Annotated in this window: 15 protein-coding genes; 4 read left to right on the forward strand and 11 right to left on the reverse strand. The window is 65.8% G+C overall.

Annotated elements, in window-relative coordinates:
- Nucleotides 1-18 precede the first annotated feature (18 nt).
- A complete protein-coding gene (locus C4S71_RS13455; protein WP_103969478.1) occupies nucleotides 19-930 on the forward strand; it encodes a choline sulfate utilization transcriptional regulator in 912 nt (303 codons plus the stop codon).
- Nucleotides 931-1,028: 98 nt separating this feature from the next.
- Here C4S71_RS13455 and C4S71_RS13460 read toward each other — a convergent pair whose 3' ends face one another.
- Nucleotides 1,029-1,280, reverse strand: a complete 252-nt coding sequence (locus C4S71_RS13460; RefSeq protein WP_103969479.1) for a hypothetical protein — start codon at nucleotides 1,278-1,280, stop codon at nucleotides 1,029-1,031.
- 297 nt (nucleotides 1,281-1,577) lie between these two features.
- Here C4S71_RS13460 and C4S71_RS13465 point away from each other — a divergent pair, with 297 nt between their 5' ends.
- On the forward strand, nucleotides 1,578-3,182 hold the full coding sequence (locus C4S71_RS13465) for a BCCT family transporter (RefSeq protein WP_234239485.1): 1,605 nt from the start codon (nucleotides 1,578-1,580) through the stop codon (nucleotides 3,180-3,182).
- Between the two features lie 84 nt (nucleotides 3,183-3,266).
- On the opposite strand, the gene C4S71_RS13470 is transcribed toward C4S71_RS13465, so the two are convergent.
- The 4 genes from C4S71_RS13470 to glcD all read right to left on the reverse strand — a co-directional run bounded on the left by C4S71_RS13470 (nucleotide 3,267) and on the right by glcD (nucleotide 7,736).
- On the reverse strand, nucleotides 3,267-3,668 hold the full coding sequence (locus tag C4S71_RS13470) for a GlcG/HbpS family heme-binding protein (protein WP_103969481.1): 402 nt from the start codon (nucleotides 3,666-3,668) through the stop codon (nucleotides 3,267-3,269).
- A gap of 201 nt (nucleotides 3,669-3,869) precedes the next feature.
- Nucleotides 3,870-5,117 (reverse strand): glycolate oxidase subunit GlcF, encoded by a 1,248-nt coding sequence (glcF, locus tag C4S71_RS13475; protein ID WP_103969482.1) that lies wholly within the window; start codon nucleotides 5,115-5,117, stop codon nucleotides 3,870-3,872.
- A 19-nt stretch (nucleotides 5,118-5,136) separates the two neighbouring features.
- Complete coding sequence (gene glcE / locus C4S71_RS13480; RefSeq protein ID WP_103969483.1) at nucleotides 5,137-6,228, reverse strand: glycolate oxidase subunit GlcE; 1,092 nt, start codon at nucleotides 6,226-6,228, stop codon at nucleotides 5,137-5,139.
- Between the two features lie 2 nt (nucleotides 6,229-6,230).
- Entirely contained in the window at nucleotides 6,231-7,736 is a 1,506-nt protein-coding gene (glcD, locus tag C4S71_RS13485) for a glycolate oxidase subunit GlcD (protein WP_086511792.1), read from the reverse strand.
- Between the two features lie 206 nt (nucleotides 7,737-7,942).
- Between glcD and glcC the strand changes: the two genes are divergently transcribed.
- Together glcC and C4S71_RS13495 are read left to right on the forward strand one after the other, a co-directional pair.
- Nucleotides 7,943-8,719 carry a transcriptional regulator GlcC gene (gene glcC / locus C4S71_RS13490; RefSeq protein ID WP_086511793.1) on the forward strand — a complete coding sequence of 259 codons (777 nt, stop codon included), beginning with the start codon at nucleotides 7,943-7,945 and terminating at the stop codon, nucleotides 8,717-8,719.
- Nucleotides 8,720-8,830: 111 nt separating this feature from the next.
- Nucleotides 8,831-9,484 carry a GntR family transcriptional regulator gene (locus C4S71_RS13495; RefSeq protein WP_103969484.1) on the forward strand — a complete coding sequence of 218 codons (654 nt, stop codon included), beginning with the start codon at nucleotides 8,831-8,833 and terminating at the stop codon, nucleotides 9,482-9,484.
- A gap of 84 nt (nucleotides 9,485-9,568) precedes the next feature.
- Here C4S71_RS13495 and C4S71_RS13500 read toward each other — a convergent pair whose 3' ends face one another.
- From C4S71_RS13500 to C4S71_RS13525, 6 genes are all read right to left on the reverse strand, one after another.
- On the reverse strand, nucleotides 9,569-10,480 hold the full coding sequence (locus C4S71_RS13500) for an amidohydrolase family protein (protein ID WP_103969485.1): 912 nt from the start codon (nucleotides 10,478-10,480) through the stop codon (nucleotides 9,569-9,571).
- An 11-nt stretch (nucleotides 10,481-10,491) separates the two neighbouring features.
- Entirely contained in the window at nucleotides 10,492-11,385 is an 894-nt protein-coding gene (locus C4S71_RS13505) for an NAD(P)-dependent oxidoreductase (RefSeq protein WP_103969486.1), read from the reverse strand.
- Between the two features lie 18 nt (nucleotides 11,386-11,403).
- The gene (locus tag C4S71_RS13510) at nucleotides 11,404-12,678 is read right to left on the reverse strand and encodes a TRAP transporter large permease (RefSeq protein ID WP_103969487.1); all 1,275 of its coding nucleotides are present in this window, start codon (nucleotides 12,676-12,678) and stop codon (nucleotides 11,404-11,406) included.
- 9 nt (nucleotides 12,679-12,687) lie between these two features.
- On the reverse strand, nucleotides 12,688-13,155 hold the full coding sequence (locus tag C4S71_RS13515; protein ID WP_103969488.1) for a TRAP transporter small permease: 468 nt from the start codon (nucleotides 13,153-13,155) through the stop codon (nucleotides 12,688-12,690).
- 86 nt (nucleotides 13,156-13,241) lie between these two features.
- Entirely contained in the window at nucleotides 13,242-14,234 is a 993-nt protein-coding gene (locus tag C4S71_RS13520) for a TRAP transporter substrate-binding protein (RefSeq protein WP_103969489.1), read from the reverse strand.
- Nucleotides 14,235-14,381: 147 nt separating this feature from the next.
- Nucleotides 14,382-15,398, reverse strand: coding sequence for a 4-hydroxythreonine-4-phosphate dehydrogenase PdxA (locus tag C4S71_RS13525; protein ID WP_103969490.1), 1,017 nt, complete (start codon nucleotides 15,396-15,398; stop codon nucleotides 14,382-14,384).
- Nucleotides 15,399-15,416 lie beyond the last annotated feature (18 nt).

The raw sequence follows: 15,416 nt of genomic DNA on the forward strand, positions 1-15,416 counted from the left end.
GAATCATTAGGTGAGCTAATGTCGTGGATGGCTAGGTCGGCGTCGCTCAACGGCCTGCGGGTGTTCGAGACGGCGGCCCGACACCTGAGTTTCACTGCGGCGGCACGTGAGCTGCGCTCGACGCAGTCGGCGGTCAGTCAGCAGGTTCGGGCGCTGGAAGAGCAACTGGGTCTGCCCTTGTTCGAGCGGATCTACCGGGGCGTGAAGTTGACCGAGGCGGGACATACGCTGTTCGTCAGCGTGCAGGAGAGCTTTGCGGGTATCGATCGCACCATCGAGCGGCTTCAGCACAGGCACCGTCACCCTCACGTCAACATCCTGACCGACTTCTCCTTCGCCGCGTATTGGTTGATGCCGCGGCTGCCGAGCTTCCGCGAGCGCTACCCGCACGTGGACGTGCGCATCGTGACCAACCAGGGCGTGCTCGACTGGCGCACCCAGGAGGTGGACGTCGCCATCGTGTTCTGCGACGAGCGGGCGCTCGCCGGCGGCGTGCCGCTGCTGTTCCACGAAGATGTCTTTCCGGTCTGCAGCCCCGGTTTTCTGCAGCAGCATGGGCCGATCGAGAGCATCGAGGCGCTCAGCCGGGCGCCGCTGCTTACTCTGACCGCCGACCAGGGACAGCGCTGGCTGGACTGGCCGAGCTACTTCCGGCAATTGGGCGGCATCGCCTATCACGAGTCGTCGGAGCTGACGTTCAACAACTACACGCTGCTGATTCAGGCGGCGATCGCCGGGCAGGGCATCGCCATGGGCTGGAGCGGCCTGGTCGACGACCTGCTGGATAAAGGCATGCTGATCGGCCTGAGCGACATGAGGCTGCGCTCGGCACGCGGCTATGGCGTGGTCGATGCGCGCCCGGATGCACCGGGTGAGGCGAAGCGGGCGCTATGGGAGTGGATCCTGGAGTGCGCAGCCAGGCAGACATAGGCCGGCAGGCGACGCCGGGGCGGTACGGAAGTCAATGCAGCGGTCGGGTAATGCAGAAGTGAGTGCCGGGCGCCGAGAAGAGGCGCCCGGCACAGCGTTCAGACGCCGAGTATCTCCTTGGCCTCGTTCAGCGCCTCTTCGGACTGGGCGTGGTCGCCATCGTTGTGGTACTGCTCGCCCTGTTCACGCAACTCGCGCACCCGCGCGAGTTCGTCCTCGCTGAGCTGGGCGACCTTGGCGTCGTCCGCCAGCGCTTCGTCTATTTCGGACATGAGCATGGGGCACTGGCCGGCCCAGGCGGGCGCCATGAAGGCCATCAGCACCATGGCGGCAAAGAGCTTCTTGATCATCGTGGGTTCCTCCCGTCGGGCGCAGCCCCGTCATTGCATTCGGCCGGCCCTGCAATTTGTCGATATCCCGCTATCGTCCGGGCGCCACCTCAGGCCGGTGACGCACCGTGTTCTGGTCTGGCGCTGTCAGTATAGATGGCCGCTGCGCTTCCTACCGAGACGATGAAACGGCAATCGACAGGAGCTTGTGACAGGAGGGTAGGGTCAATAGGGTGTATAATAAATTCTTATTTATTTTGGGTAAAAGGGAAGAATATCGTTATGGGTAGTCCAGGCGATCCAGCATCGACCAGCGACATGCATACGGATTACACCGTGGGTCAGGACAACATCGAGGGGCGGCTGGGACCTATCGGCTTCGACATCCACAACCGGGTATTCGCCGTCTCGGCGCTCGCCTCCGTCGTCTTCATCATTCTCACCCTGCTGTTCCCGGAAAGAGCGGGTGCCATCTTCCAGGCCATCGTCGGCTTCGCCACCGGCACCCTCGACTGGTACTTCATGCTGGTGGTGGATTTCTTCATCCTGTTCTGTATCGCCCTCGTCCTGCTGCCCTACGGCTCGGTGCGCCTGGGCGGGCCCGATGCCCGTCCGGATTACGGCTATCTCTCCTGGTTCGCGATGCTGTTTTCCGCCGGTATCGGGATTGGCCTGCTGTTCTTCGGCGTGCTGGAGCCGGTCTATCACGCCAACGTCTCCCTGCCGCTGGGCATCCCTTCGCCGTTCGGCGCCGACGGCGAGCTAGACCCGGCGGCCATCCCCGAAGCGACGGCCCTGGGCCTGGCCGGCACCTACCTGCATTGGGGCATTCACGGTTGGGCGGTCTACGTGGTGATGGCGCTGGCACTGGCCATCTTCACCTACAACAAGGGCTTGCCGTTCTCCATCCGTTCGGCCTTCTTTCCGATCCTGGGCGAGCGGGTGTGGGGCTGGTGGGGGCACGTGATCGACATCCTGGCGGTGTTCTCCACGCTGTTCGGGCTGGCCACCTCGCTGGGGCTGGGCGCGCAGCAGGCCAATGCGGGGATGAACTTCGTCTTCGGCCTCGAGGTCAGCGCCACGGCCCAGGTGATCATCATCCTGCTGGTCACGGCGGTGGCCCTGGTGTCGGTGTGGCGGGGGCTGGAGGGCGGGGTGAAGAAGCTCTCCGAGTTCAACATGATCATGGCGGTGCTGTTCTTCTTCTTCGTGCTGCTGGCCGGGCCGACGCTGGTGGCGCTGAGCGGCTTCTGGACGGGGCTTGCGACCTACGTGACGGAGTTCGTGCCGCTGTCGGCTCCCTTCGGACGCGAGGATGACGCCTATCGTCAGGACTGGACGATCTTCTACTGGGCCTGGTGGGTGAGCTGGGCGCCGTTCGTGGGCATGTTCATCGCCCGGGTCTCGCGTGGACGCACGGTGCGCGAGTTCGTCATCTGCGTGCTGCTGATCCCCAGCCTGTTCATCTTCATCTGGATGGGGGTGTTCGGCAGCGTCGCTCTCGATCAGCTCTATGCCGCGCCGGAGACCAGCCTGGTCAAGGAGTACGTGATCGACAGCTACCGCCCCGAGCTGTCGCTGTTCGGCATGCTCAACGAGCTGCCGCTGACCGCGCTGATGTCGACCGTCGGCATCGTGCTGGCCTTGATCTTCTTCGTCACCTCGTCGGATTCCGGCTCGCTGGTGATCGATACCATCACCGCCGGCGGCAAGATCGATGCGCCCCGGCCGCAGCGGATGTTCTGGGCCGTGGTAGAGGGACTGGTCGCCATCGTGCTGCTGCTCGGCGGTGGTCTTGCCGCGCTGCAGGCGGGGGTGACGGCCACGGCGATTCCGTTCTCCATCGTGATGCTGCTGATGTGCTACACCATCATCAAGGCGTTGAACGGCGAGCTGCGCCACCGGCGCCCCGGCAGGGCGTGAACCCGCGCCGCGGTTGCCCATGAAAAAGGCCGGCCGCGGCTCCCTGTCGATCAGGGTGCCGCGGCCGGCCCGTTCGGCTTCGCCTCAGGCGACGGCGGCGATGCCGGCCTTGGCGATCTGTACGTCCTGGTCGGGCTTGACGCCCGATACCCCGACGGTACCCGCGACCTCACCGTCGACCAGCACCGGAACACCGCCGGTGAGCAGACCTGAAAGGGGGGCGGAGAGGAAGGCGTTGCGCCCGCCGTTGATCATCTCCTCGAAGACTTGGGTCTCCTTGCGGCCGAGAGCGGCGCTACGCGCTTTCTGTGTGGCGACATCCGGCGTCATCGGCGCGGCACCGTCGAGGCGGCGCAGGCCGAGCAGGTGGCCGCCGTCGTCGGCCACGGCGATGGTCACCGCCCAGCCGTTGGCTTCGGCTTCTTTCTGGGCCGCGTCGAGGATGGCGTTGACGTCGGTCAGGGTAAGTACGGGTTTGGTCTTCATGGGGCTCTCCTTTTGAAATAAAGAACATTGGCGATGCGGAGCTAGCAGCTCTCCCGGTGAAGCACGGGGCTGTTCCGGCGACAGGCCTGCGAGGAGGCGCTGTGAACCCATCCCTGGGCGCTACCGATGCCATCCATGGCATCGGACCTCCTCTTCGGCCTGTCCCCGGCGCCCCTCGCCTTGGGCGACTATTCGCAGAGGCTAGCTGCTTAGGGGCGTTGGCAGGGCCTCATCGACAATCTCTATCCAATGCCTGACCGGCGTGCGCCCCGCGCCGTTGAGGTGCGTCTGGCAGCCGATGTTGGCGGTCACGATGGTTTCCGGGGTGCCGGCCTCGAGGGCGTTGAGCTTGTTGTCGCGCAGTTGGGTGGCCAGCTCCGGCTGGGTGATCGAGTAGGTGCCCGCCGAGCCGCAGCACAGGTGGGCGTCCTGGACCGGCGTGAGGGTGAAGCCGAGCTTGACCAGCACGCCCTCCACCGCGCCGCCGAGCTTCTGCGCGTGCTGCAGGGTGCAGGGGCAGTGGAACGCCAGCCGGCGGCCCTCGTTGACCTCGAGGCTCGCCAGCTCCTCGTCGCGCAGCACCTCGACCAGGTCCTTGGCCAGCTCGCTCACGCGCCTGGCCTTGTCGGCGTAGGCGGGGTCGTCCTTGAGGATGTCGCGGTACTCCTTGACGAAGGCGCCGCAGCCGCTGGCGGTCTGCACGATGGCTTCCGCGCCGGCCTCGATATGCGGCCACCAGGCGTCGATGTTGGCCCGCGCGCGGGCGCGGCCGTCGTCCTGGGCGTTGAGGTGGAAGTCGACGGCGCCGCAGCAGCCCGCTTCGGCCACCGGCGTGAGGCCGATGCCCAGACGGTCGAGCACCCGCGCCGTGGCGGCATTGGTGTTGGGCGAGAGCCCCGGCTGCACGCAGCCTTCGAGGATCAGCATCTGGCGTGCGTGGCGCTTGTGGTCGGGGCGCGTGCCGGCATCCACCGGCTTGGGCGGCAGCTTGTCCTTGAGCTTGCCGGGCACCAGCGGCTTGAAGGTCTGGCCCAGCTTGAGCAGCGCCTGGAAGCGCTTCGGCTCCACCAGGGCCTTACGCAGGGCGTAGCGCTGGGCGCGCTCGGCGGTGCTGCGCGGCACCCGACGCTCGATCTCGGCGCGGCCGATGTCGAGCAGCTTGTGGTACTCCACGCCCGAGGGGCAGGTGGTCTCGCAGTTGCGACAGGTCAGGCAGCGGTCCAGGTGCAGGCGGGTCTGCTCGGTGACGTTTTCGCTGTCGTCCGGGTTTTCCAGCATCTGCTTCATCAGGTAGATGCGCCCGCGCGGCCCGTCGCGCTCGTCGCCCAGCAGCTGGTAGGTGGGGCAGGTGGCGTTGCAGAAGCCGCAGTGCACGCAGCTGCGCAGGACGCGGTCGGCCTCCTGGATGTGCGGCTGCTTGAGGGCTTCCTCGGTGAAATGCGTCTGCATGTCGAAAATCCTGTGCGTCTCAGAGCGCCGCGTAGAGCCGGCCGGGATTGAAGATGCCCTTGGGGTCGAGCTGAGCCTTGAGGTTGCGGTGATACTTCATCAGCACCTCGGGCAGCGGCGTGAAGGGCTCCACGTCGGCCGGGCGCGGGCCATAGCAGGTGGCGTGACCGCCGGCGGCCTGACAGGTGCGGCGCAGGGTCTCGGCATCGAGCTCGGCGCGCAGCCAGCGCTGGGCGCCGGCCCAGTCGTGAATCATCAGCCGCTCGTCGACGTCGGGCAGTTCCAGCGCCGGCGTGCGGTGGGGCAGCGAGAGCCGCCACAGAGGCGCCCGACCTTCGCTGAAGAAGGGCAGGCGCTGGTCGCGCAGGGCGGTCCAGAAGCCGTTGTCGAGGTCGTCGCCGCCGATGCGTGCGCGGGTGGCGGCCACCGAACTCGGCCCGCCCTCCAGGCGCAGGTGCAGGGCGCCGTCGAGCCAGGCGGCGGCGCTGATCGGCAGTGGCTCGCGACCCCACTCGGCCAGGCGCAGGCGGGCCTCGTCGAGAGAGAGCTCCAGGTGCAGGCTTTGGGTGGCGCCGGGAATGGGCAGCACCTTGAACGAGACCTCGGTGATCAGCCCCAGGCCGCCCTGGGCGCCCACCATCAGCCGCGACAGGTCGTAGCCGGCGACGTTCTTCATCACCTCGCCACCGAAGCGCTGTTCGATGCCTTCGTGATTGATCACCCGCGTGCCGAGCACGAAGTCGCGCACGCTGCCGGCCCAGGGGCGGCGCGGGCCGGAAAGGCCGGTGGCGACCATGCCGCCCACGGTGCTGGCAATGCCGTAGCGGGGCGGCTCGAAGGGTAGCATCTGGCCCTGTTCGGCCAGCGCCGCCTCGAGTTCGGCCAGCGGGGTGCCGGCACGCACCGAGACCACCAGCTCCACCGGATCGTAGAAGCTGATGCCGCGGTGCTCGTGGGTGGAGAGTTCGCTGCCCTCCACCTCGCGGCCGTAGAAATAGCGGGTGTCGCCACCGATGATGCGCAGCGGCGTACCCTCGGCACTGGCCTGGCGAATGCGCTCGGCCAGGTCGGCGCTGGCGTCATGATCCCTGGGAGTCGTTGCGTTGGTCATGGTCACTCCTGTCCGCCCTGCTGCGCGCCGGGGGCGGTGTCGGCCGCCGCGCTCTTGATGGTGCGGAACTCCGAACAGCGTGCCGGGGTGGGGATGTTCTTGCCCGGGTTGAGCAGGTCGTGCGGGTCGAAGGCGGCCTTGGCGGCGCGGAAGGTGGCCAGTTCGTCGGGGCGGAACTGGGCGCACATCTGATTGATCTTCTCGCGGCCGACGCCGTGTTCGCCGGTGATGGTGCCGCCCACCTCGACGCACAGCTCGAGGATCTCGCCGCCCAGCGCCTCGGCCACGGCCAGCTCGCCCTCGCGGTTGGCATCGAACAGGATCAGCGGATGCATGTTGCCGTCGCCGGCGTGGAAGACGTTGGCCACCTTCAGGCCGTAGCGCTCGGAGAGGTCGCTGATGCCCTTGAGCACCCGTGCCAGCTCGCGTCGCGGGATGGTGCCGTCCATGCAGTAGTAGTCGGGCGACATGCGCCCCACCGCGGGGAAGGCGTTCTTGCGCCCGGCCCAGAACCTGGCGCGCTCGGCGTCGTCGCGGGCCTGGCGGATGCCGGTGGCGCCGGCCTTCTCCAGCACCTGGCGCACGGTCTCGCAGTCGTCGTCGACGTCGGCCTCGACGCCGTCGAGCTCGCACAGCAGGATCGCCTCGGCGTCCACCGGGTAGCCGGCGCCGATGAAGTCCTCGGCGGCGATGATGGCGAGCTTGTCCATCATCTCCAGGCCGCCGGGAATGATACCGGCGGCGATGATGGCGCCGACCGCGTTGCCGGCCTTCTCCACGTCGTCGAAGCTGGCCATCAGCACCTTGGCCACCTCGGGCTTGGGCAGCAGCTTGACGGTGATCTCGGTGACCACGCCGAGCATGCCCTCGGAGCCGTTGAACAGCGCCAGCAGGTCGAAGCCGGGGGCGTCCAGCGCATCGCTGCCCAGCGTCATGCGCTCGCCCTCGATGGTGAGCACCTCGACCTTGATCACGTTGTGCACGGTGAGACCGTACTTGAGGCAGTGCACGCCGCCGGCGTTCTCGGCCACGTTGCCGCCGATGGAGCAGGCGATCTGCGACGAGGGGTCCGGGGCGTAGTAGAGGCCGTAGGGCGAGGCCGCCTCGGAGATGGCCAGGTTGCGCACGCCGGGCTCGACCCGGGCGATGCGCGCCTCGGGGTCGATCTCGAGAATGCGCGAGAAGCGCGACATCACCAGCAGCACGCCGTGGGTGAGCGGCAGCGCGCCGGCGGAGAGCCCCGTGCCGGCGCCGCGGGTGACCACCGGCACGCCGAGGCGATGGCACTCCACCAGCAGGCGCTGGACCTGGTCGAGGGAGTCGGGCAGCGCCACCAGCAGCGGCAGGGTGCGGTAGACGGAGAGGCCGTCGCACTCGAAGGGACGCATGTCCTCTTCACGGTGCAGCAGGGTCATGCCCGGGATGGCCTTCAGCAGCGCGTCGCGGATGCCGGCCCTGTCCATCTCGGGGGCCGGGCCGTCGAGCCGTTCGTCATAGAGGATGTTCATGAGTGCCTCTCTGCGAGTCATGCGGCAGGGGGTTCGTACGCCAAGCGCCCAATGTGCGCTCTGGTACGCCCCCTGTCCAGCCTGCGGTCTACTGGTATGACCAGTTGTTCGGCGCTATATTGGAAATTATTTTCATGATACAGCATGGCAGCTACGGCGCTTAAGCGCCAGGTTAGCAAGCATGCCTGTGAACCCTGGGAGAACCAATGCAGCAGGAACATGAGCGCGTCTCAGCGACGCTGACGCCCGATGCGGTGGCGGAACGCCTGGAGCGGATGATTCTCGACGGCGTGTTCCGCCCCGGGCAACTGCTGCCTTCGGAGCGACGCCTGTGCGAGCGCCTCGGCGTGTCGCGCACCTCGCTGCGCGAAGGGCTGCGCGTGCTGCGCAGCAAGGGCATCATCGTCACTCGTCAGGGGCGGGGCTCGGTGGTGGCCGAACTGGTGGCCGGTCGCGATGACAGCCCGCTGATGCATCTCTTCCGCGACCACCCGCGCACTCTATACGACCTGCTGGAGGTGCGTTCGTTGCTGGAAGGGGAGTCGGCCCGCCTGGCGGCCGAGCGGGCCACGCCGGCGGATCGGGTGCTGATCCAGCGTCGCTACGAGGCGATGGCGGAATACGTCGAGGCGGGTCAGGCGATAGACGTGGAGCGGCTGGCCCACCTCGACCACGCCTTTCACCTGGCGATCTGTCAGGCCTCGCACAACCCGGTGCTGGTGCATACGCTGCAGTCGCTGACCGATCTGCTGCTCAGCTCCGTGTTCGCCTCGGTGAAGAACCTCTATCATCGTGAGAGGCCGCGAGCCATGATCAATCGTCAGCATGCGCGGCTCTATCGGGCCGTGATGGAGGGCAAGCCTCAGGCTGCCCGGCGTGCTGCGCTCGATCACCTCCACGGCATCGAGGCGCAGCTGCGCGAGATCGAGGCCGAGGATCAGCGCCTGGAGCGCTCGGCCATGCGTCTCGACGAGTGGGGCTGAGAGTGGCGGGCTGAGAGGAGGGTTGAGTGGCGGGCTGAGAGCGTCGCCTCAATTGACGCTCCTTTTTTTTGAATGCATAATTAGATTTATTCGTTATAGAAGTGAAGTCCAATGGACAAGATCAGGCAGAGTACGCTCCACGGTGAGGTGGCGGAAAGGGTGCGCGATCTGATCGCGCAGGGCGTGTTGGCCCCCGGCAGCCGGGTTCCCGAAAAACAGCTGTGCGAACAGTTCGGCGTCTCCCGTACCCCTTTGCGCGAGGCACTCAAGGTGCTGGCTCACGAAGGCTTCGTCGAGCTGCTGCCCAATCGGGGCGCGCGGGTCGCCAAACTGACCCGCACCACGTTGAAGAACACCTTCGAAGTGATGCAGAGCCTCGAGGCCCTGGCGGGCGAGCTGGCCGGAGCGCGGATCTCCGACGCGGAGCTGGCCAACATCGAGGCGCTGCACTATCAGATGCTGGCGCACTACAAGAGCGGCAACATGCAGGAGTACCTGCTGGCCAATCAGCAGATTCACGAAGCCATCGTGGTCGCCTCGCAGAACGACGTGCTCATCGACGTCTACAAGAACCTCAACCATCGCGTGCGCCGGGTGCGGTTCACCGCCGAGCTCAGCAGCGACTACTGGTCTCAGGCCGTGAGCGAGCACGAAGCGATGATCGAGGCGCTGAGAAAGCGTGACGGCAAGGAGCTGGGCAGCATCCTGAGCTGCCACCTGCGCAACAAGGTCGAGGTCTCGGCGCTGGAGGAGATGGCCGAGTAACGCCAGATGGCCCCCATCCGTTCCACACAGTACGCAGATGCCACCCCCAGGGGTGGCATCTTCGTTTGATGCTCCGTTTGTTGCTCATTGCCCCAGCGGCATGCGATAGAAACGCACCGCGTTGTCGTGGAACAGCCGGTGGCGCTCCTGGGGCGTGAAGCCTTCGGTGATGCGCAGGAAGCCCGAGAAGATCGTCTCGAAGCTCGCCACCAAGCTGTCGACGGGGAAGTTGCTGGCGAACATGCAGCGTTCGACGCCGAAGACCTCGATGGTGTCGAGCACAACACGGCGATTGGCCTCGACGCTCCAGGGCTGTCCCGGCACGCCGATGCCGGAGATCTTCACCGCCACGTTGGGCTGGGCGGCCACTCGCTCCATCGCCCGGCGCCAGCCGGCGAGCCCGGCTTCGCTGCGGTCCGCCGGCAGGCCGGTGTGGTTGATGACGATCTGGGTTTCGGGATAAGACGCCGCCAGCTCGGCGGCCTCCTCGAAGTGCCACCAGGGCGTCTGCAGGTCGAAGGAGAGGTCATGGGCTGCAAGCTGGGCGAAACCCCGCCGCCAGGCCGGGTCGCCCATCGAGCCGGGGGCGCCGGGGAACACCTTGTCGGGCGAGCTTGCGGCGGCGGGCTTGTGGCGAATGCCGCGCACGCGCGGATGGTCGCAGTGGGCGGCCAGTACTTCTGCCACATCGGGCCGGTCGAGCCGGGCCTGGGCGACCATCACCGTCGGTAGCCCTTCACGTTCGGCCAGCTCATGCACCCAGCGGGTTTCCGCCACCGGCGTGCGCGGGTCCCACTCCGTTTCCACGAACACGCTGCCGACCACGTTGAAGCCCCGAGTATCCTGGCGGTAATCCGCAGGCATGTAGTTGCGGCGAATGGCGCTGTAGTCGCCGTAGCGAAAGGGAATGGGCGTCTTGTCGCACAGCCAGGGCAGATAGTTGCGCTCGAGATCCCAGAAGTGCTGATGGGCATCGATGATCGGAAAGTCGTTCATGCTATGGCCTCTCATGCATTGCCCTGTCGCGCTTGGTCTTCCAGCAGGGTCACGATGGCGGCGCCATCGAGTTCGCCCTTGCCCTGGGCGATCAGCATGCTGTAGAGCGAGTTGGCCATGCCGGCCATGGGCATGGCGACGTTCAACGCATTGGCCGCGTCCTGCAGCATGTGCAGGTCCTTGAGGATCTGGCGCGCATAGCCGCGCGGCTCGAAGTCGTTCTCCACCATGCGTGGCAGCAGGTCGTTGAGCAGATTGCTGCCGGCGTAGCCCGAGGAGAGCGCCTCGGGGATCTTGCTCACGTCGATGCCGAAGCGGTTGCCGAGGTTGCAGGCTTCGGCGATCACGCAGTAGTTCGAGAGCACCAGCGCCTGGTTGATCAGCTTGGTGGCCTGGCCCGCCCCCACCTCGCCCATATGAGTGAACTGGCCGAGCCGCTCCATGATCGGCGTTACGGCTGCGATGGCCTCTGTCGTGCCGCCTGCCATGATGGCCAGGCGACCTTCCGCGGCGGCGCCGGGCCCGCCGGACACCGGGGCATCCACGAACGCCATGCCGTTGCGCCGCTCGAGCTCCGCTGCCAGGCGCCGGGTGGTCTCCAGCTCCGTGGTGGAGTGATCGACCACGACCTTGCCGCCATCCTGAGCGACCTCGGCGATGCCGTTCTCTCCGAGCACCACCGCCACCACGGCGGCGCTGGTGGTCACGCAGATCTGGATGAGATCGGCACGTGCGGCCACGGCGGCCGGCGAGCCGGCGATCTCGGCGCCGCGGGCTTTTGCCGCTTCGCAGTGAGCCGCTTCGATGTCGTAGCCGACCACGGCATAGCCTTCGTCGATCAGCCGCGACACGAAGCCGCTACCCATCTTGCCCAGTCCAATGAATCCTACGGTAGAAATCGTCATGGTGAACTCCTTGCATTCTCAGCGCATGAAGCTTGGCAGCCACAGCACCAGGTCGGCGGCGAAGGTGATGATGGCCAAGGTGGCGACGAGCGGAATGTAGAAGGGGATCAGCGCTTTCAACAGCTGTCGCAGCGATACCTTGGCGATGGATGAGACGAGGAACAGCGAGAGGCCCATCGGCGGCGTCAGCAGTCCGATCATCAGGTTGAAGATGCACACGATACCCAGGTGCACGGGATCGACACCGGCGAGCACCATGGGGGGTGCCACGATCGGGACGATCAGCAGGGTCGCGGTGGTGGAATCCAGGAAGATCCCTGCCACCAGGAAGATGAGGTTGGCGATCAGCAGCAGGACCAGCGGCTCGTGGGAGATCTGCAGAATGAAGGTGGCGAAGCGCTGGGGGATCTGCTCGACGGAGAGTATCCAGCCGAACATGGCTGCCGCCGCCACGATGATCAGAATGGCACTCGTCGTCCTGAGCGTGGCCAGCAGCGAGAACATGAGGTGCGACCAGGTGAGCTCCCGATAGAGAACGGCGCTGATGAAGACGACGTAGGCTGCCGTCACCGCGGCCGCCTCCGTGGGGGTGAACAGGCCCATGAGCATGCCGGAGATCATCAGTACCGGGGCCAGCAGGGCGGGCAGGGCGGGGATCAAGGCACGATTGAGCTCCATCAGCGTCGGCCAGCGCTCGGCTCTCGGCATGTCGTGGCGCAGCGCCAGCAGGGCCGCCGTGATCATCAGCAGCACGATGCAGATCAGCGCCGGCACGATACCGGCAAGCAGCAGCTGAACGATCGAGACGCTGGTGACCGAGCCGTAGACGATCAGCGGGATGCTGGGCGGAAAGATGGGGCCGACCACCGCGGAAGAGGCCGTGACGGCGGCGGAGAAGGGCGCTCCGTAGCCGCGCTTCTTCATTGCCTCTATCTCGATCTTGCCCAGCCCGCCGACGTCGGCAAGCGAGGCGCCCGACATGCCGGAAAAGATCAGACTGGAGAATATGTTGACCTGAGCCAGCCCGCCCGGCGCCCGGCCCACCAGGGTATTGGCGAAATGGAAGATCCGGTCGGTGATGCCCGACTGGTTCATCAGGTTGCCGACGAAGATGAAGATGGGTACGGCCACCAGGGGGAAGCTGTCCAGGGCATAGGTGACTCGCTGCCCCATCAGGCCCAGCGGCAAGCCCTCGAGTAACACGTAGATCGCAGAAGGAATCAGGATCGCGTAGACGACCGGAAACCCGAGCAGAAAGAGAACGAGAAAGATGCCGAGGATAATCAAGCCCATGGAGGTGCCTTATACGCCGGAGTCGGATTTGTTATCGGTCGTGCTCGTGCCTTGCACAAGATGCACCAGGGCTGCGCCCAGGAGGCCAAGAACGGTGGTGCCGAAAAAGATCCAGTAAGGGATTTTCAGTACCGGGGTCGCCCTGTTGAAATTTGTCTGTACGGTGGTGGCGGCGGAGTAGGCAACGAACAGGCAGATGATGATGGAGGCCACCATGATCAGCCGGTTCAGCCATCGTCTCGGTATTGCCGGAAGGGTGTCGCGCAGCTCCGACATCTGTATGTTCTCGCCGCTGGCGATGACCAGCGGGTAGGATGAAAAGACGAGGCAAATCAAGAGAAAGCGCGTCAGTTCGCCGGAGCCGGGGATCGAGGTACCGAGCAGGTCACGAGAAAGCACTTGCAGGAACGGGACCAGGATCATGCCGGCGAGAAGCAAGGCGCAGAAGATCTCGAGCCATTTTTGTCCGTATCTCATTTTTCACCCATCGGGTCATGTTCCGGCGAGAGGCCATTGCCCCTCGCCGGTGTATGGGTAGCTGGGTAGATGCTCTAGCTGGACCGTTACTCCACTTCCCCGATCATCTCGATGTAGGGCTCGAAATTGGGGTAGTCGCGGTTGATCTGTGCCAGTACCTGCTCGCGGAAGGCATCGATATCCAAGCCATCCTCTTCGGTGATGATGGTCATGCCGCGCTGCGTCAGCTCCTCGATGAGTTCCTCTTCGGTCTCTTGCGCCCAGCGCAGGGACTCTTCCGCTTTCTCCGTCAGCACGTTGGTGATGGCCTCCTGGTATTCCTCATCCAGGGACTGCCATACGTTCTCGTTGATGAAGACGGCGAGGATGGAGTGCATGTGGCCGGTCATGGAAACGTGCGACTGCACTTCGTGCAGGTTGTCGGAGCGGATCATGGTCAAGGGATTTTCCTGACCCACGACCAGTCCCGTCATCAGGGAAGTGGGGAGCTCCGAGACTTCTACCGGGGTGGGGTCGGCGCCAAAGCCTCGAACCATGGAGATCCAGATGTCGAGCGGTACCGCACGAAACGGCTTGCCCGCCAGATCGTCGGGAGATGTCACGGGGAAGTTGGCCGTGATGTGGCGAGCGCCGCGGTACATCCTGCCGATGATGCGCATGCCGGCCTCTTCGATCAGCTGCTCGTTCATTTCGCTGATGACCGGCGAGGTGGGGTCAGTGGCCCTGAGCGCATGCTCCGCATCGCGATATATGAAGGGCGCGTTGAACACGGCGATGTCCGGTACGGATTGCGCCAGGGAGGCGAACTCATGATGGGCCATGGAAATGGAGCCCAGCGAGACGCCATCCACCATCTCGGCCACGCCGCCCAACTGGCTGGCAGGGAAGATGGTGATGCTGACACCGCCGTTGGTGGCTTCCTCGATGGCGGCGGAGGCTTCCGAGGCGAAGCGGGTCTGCGCATCGCCTTCCGCGCCGACGTGGGCGTAACGCAAAGTAGTGGCGGAGACGGAAGCGGAGGCAAGCCCAAGGACAAAGGCTGCCGCAAGGGCGAGTGGGAACCGGTGTTTGAGCGTCATGTTGGACCTCGTTGTTGTTGTAGGACGGGTGCCGTGGCCTGGGCCTGGCCCAGGGCGCGGGCGTGCCTTCAAGGTGCTTATGTTATTATGAACTCATAATTCATTATTTTTATATAGACTTTCGTCTACTCCTCTCTGTCGATTGGGTTAAACGCCGCGGTTGCGGGCATGATGCGCCCCCATGCGGCAGGCGATGGCGAAGGCGTGGCGCATGGCCTCGACGCTGGCCTTGCCCTGGCCGACGATGTCGAAGGCGGTGCCATGGGCCGGCGTGGTGATGGGAATCGGCAACCCGCCCTGGACGGTGACGCCGCGCTCGAAGCCCAGCAGCTTGAGGGCGATCTGGCCCTGGTCGTGGTACATGGTGACGACGGCGTCGAACTCGCCGTCGCGAGCACGGCGAAAGAGGGTATCGGCGGGGAAGGGGCCCTGGGCCGGATAGCCGGCGGCGACACAGGCCTCGACGGCCGGCGCGATGACGTCGATCTCCTCGCGACCGCAGGTGCCGCCCTCGCCGGCGTGGGGGTTTATCGCCGCCACGGCGATGCGCGGCTGCGCCACGCCCGCTGCCACCAGGGCGTCGTGGATCAGGCGGGTGGCGTTCAGGATGCGCTCCGGCGTGACGTAGCGGGCGGCCTCGCTGAGCGGCACGTGGGAGGAGATGCGCGAGGTCCAGAGGCTGCCGAGGGTGTTGAACTCGGACACCTCGCCGGGCACCTTGAGGTATTCGGCGAAGAAGTGCAGCTCGTCCTCATGGCGCAGGCCGCCCTGCTTCATGGCCAGCTTGTTGAGCGGCGCGAAGCAGATGGCATCGATGCGTTCCGCCTGGGCGGCGTCCAGGCAGTGGGCCAGCACCTTCAGCACCGAGGCGCCGCAGGCGGCATCGACCCGGCCGAACTCGACCTCCTCTGGCCGGATGGTGTCCAGCGGCAGCAGTACGGGTCCGGCCTGGCCGCGGGCCTGCTCCCAGGAGGCGATCTCGGGCAGCGTTAGCGCGGTGCCGGCCACCCGCTGGCCTTCCTGCCACAGCCAGGGGTCGCCCACCACCACCACGTCGGCTCCATCGATTGCCTGGCGCTCGGCCAGCAGCTTGGCGACCAGCTCGGGGCCGATGCCCGCCGGGTCGCCCAGAGGTACGGCGATGCAGGGTCTTGCGTAGGTCATCTTGGGTCTCCTTCGCAG

This window comes from Billgrantia desiderata, assembly GCF_900108215.1.
Classification (GTDB): Bacteria; Pseudomonadota; Gammaproteobacteria; order Pseudomonadales; family Halomonadaceae; genus Halomonas; species Halomonas desiderata.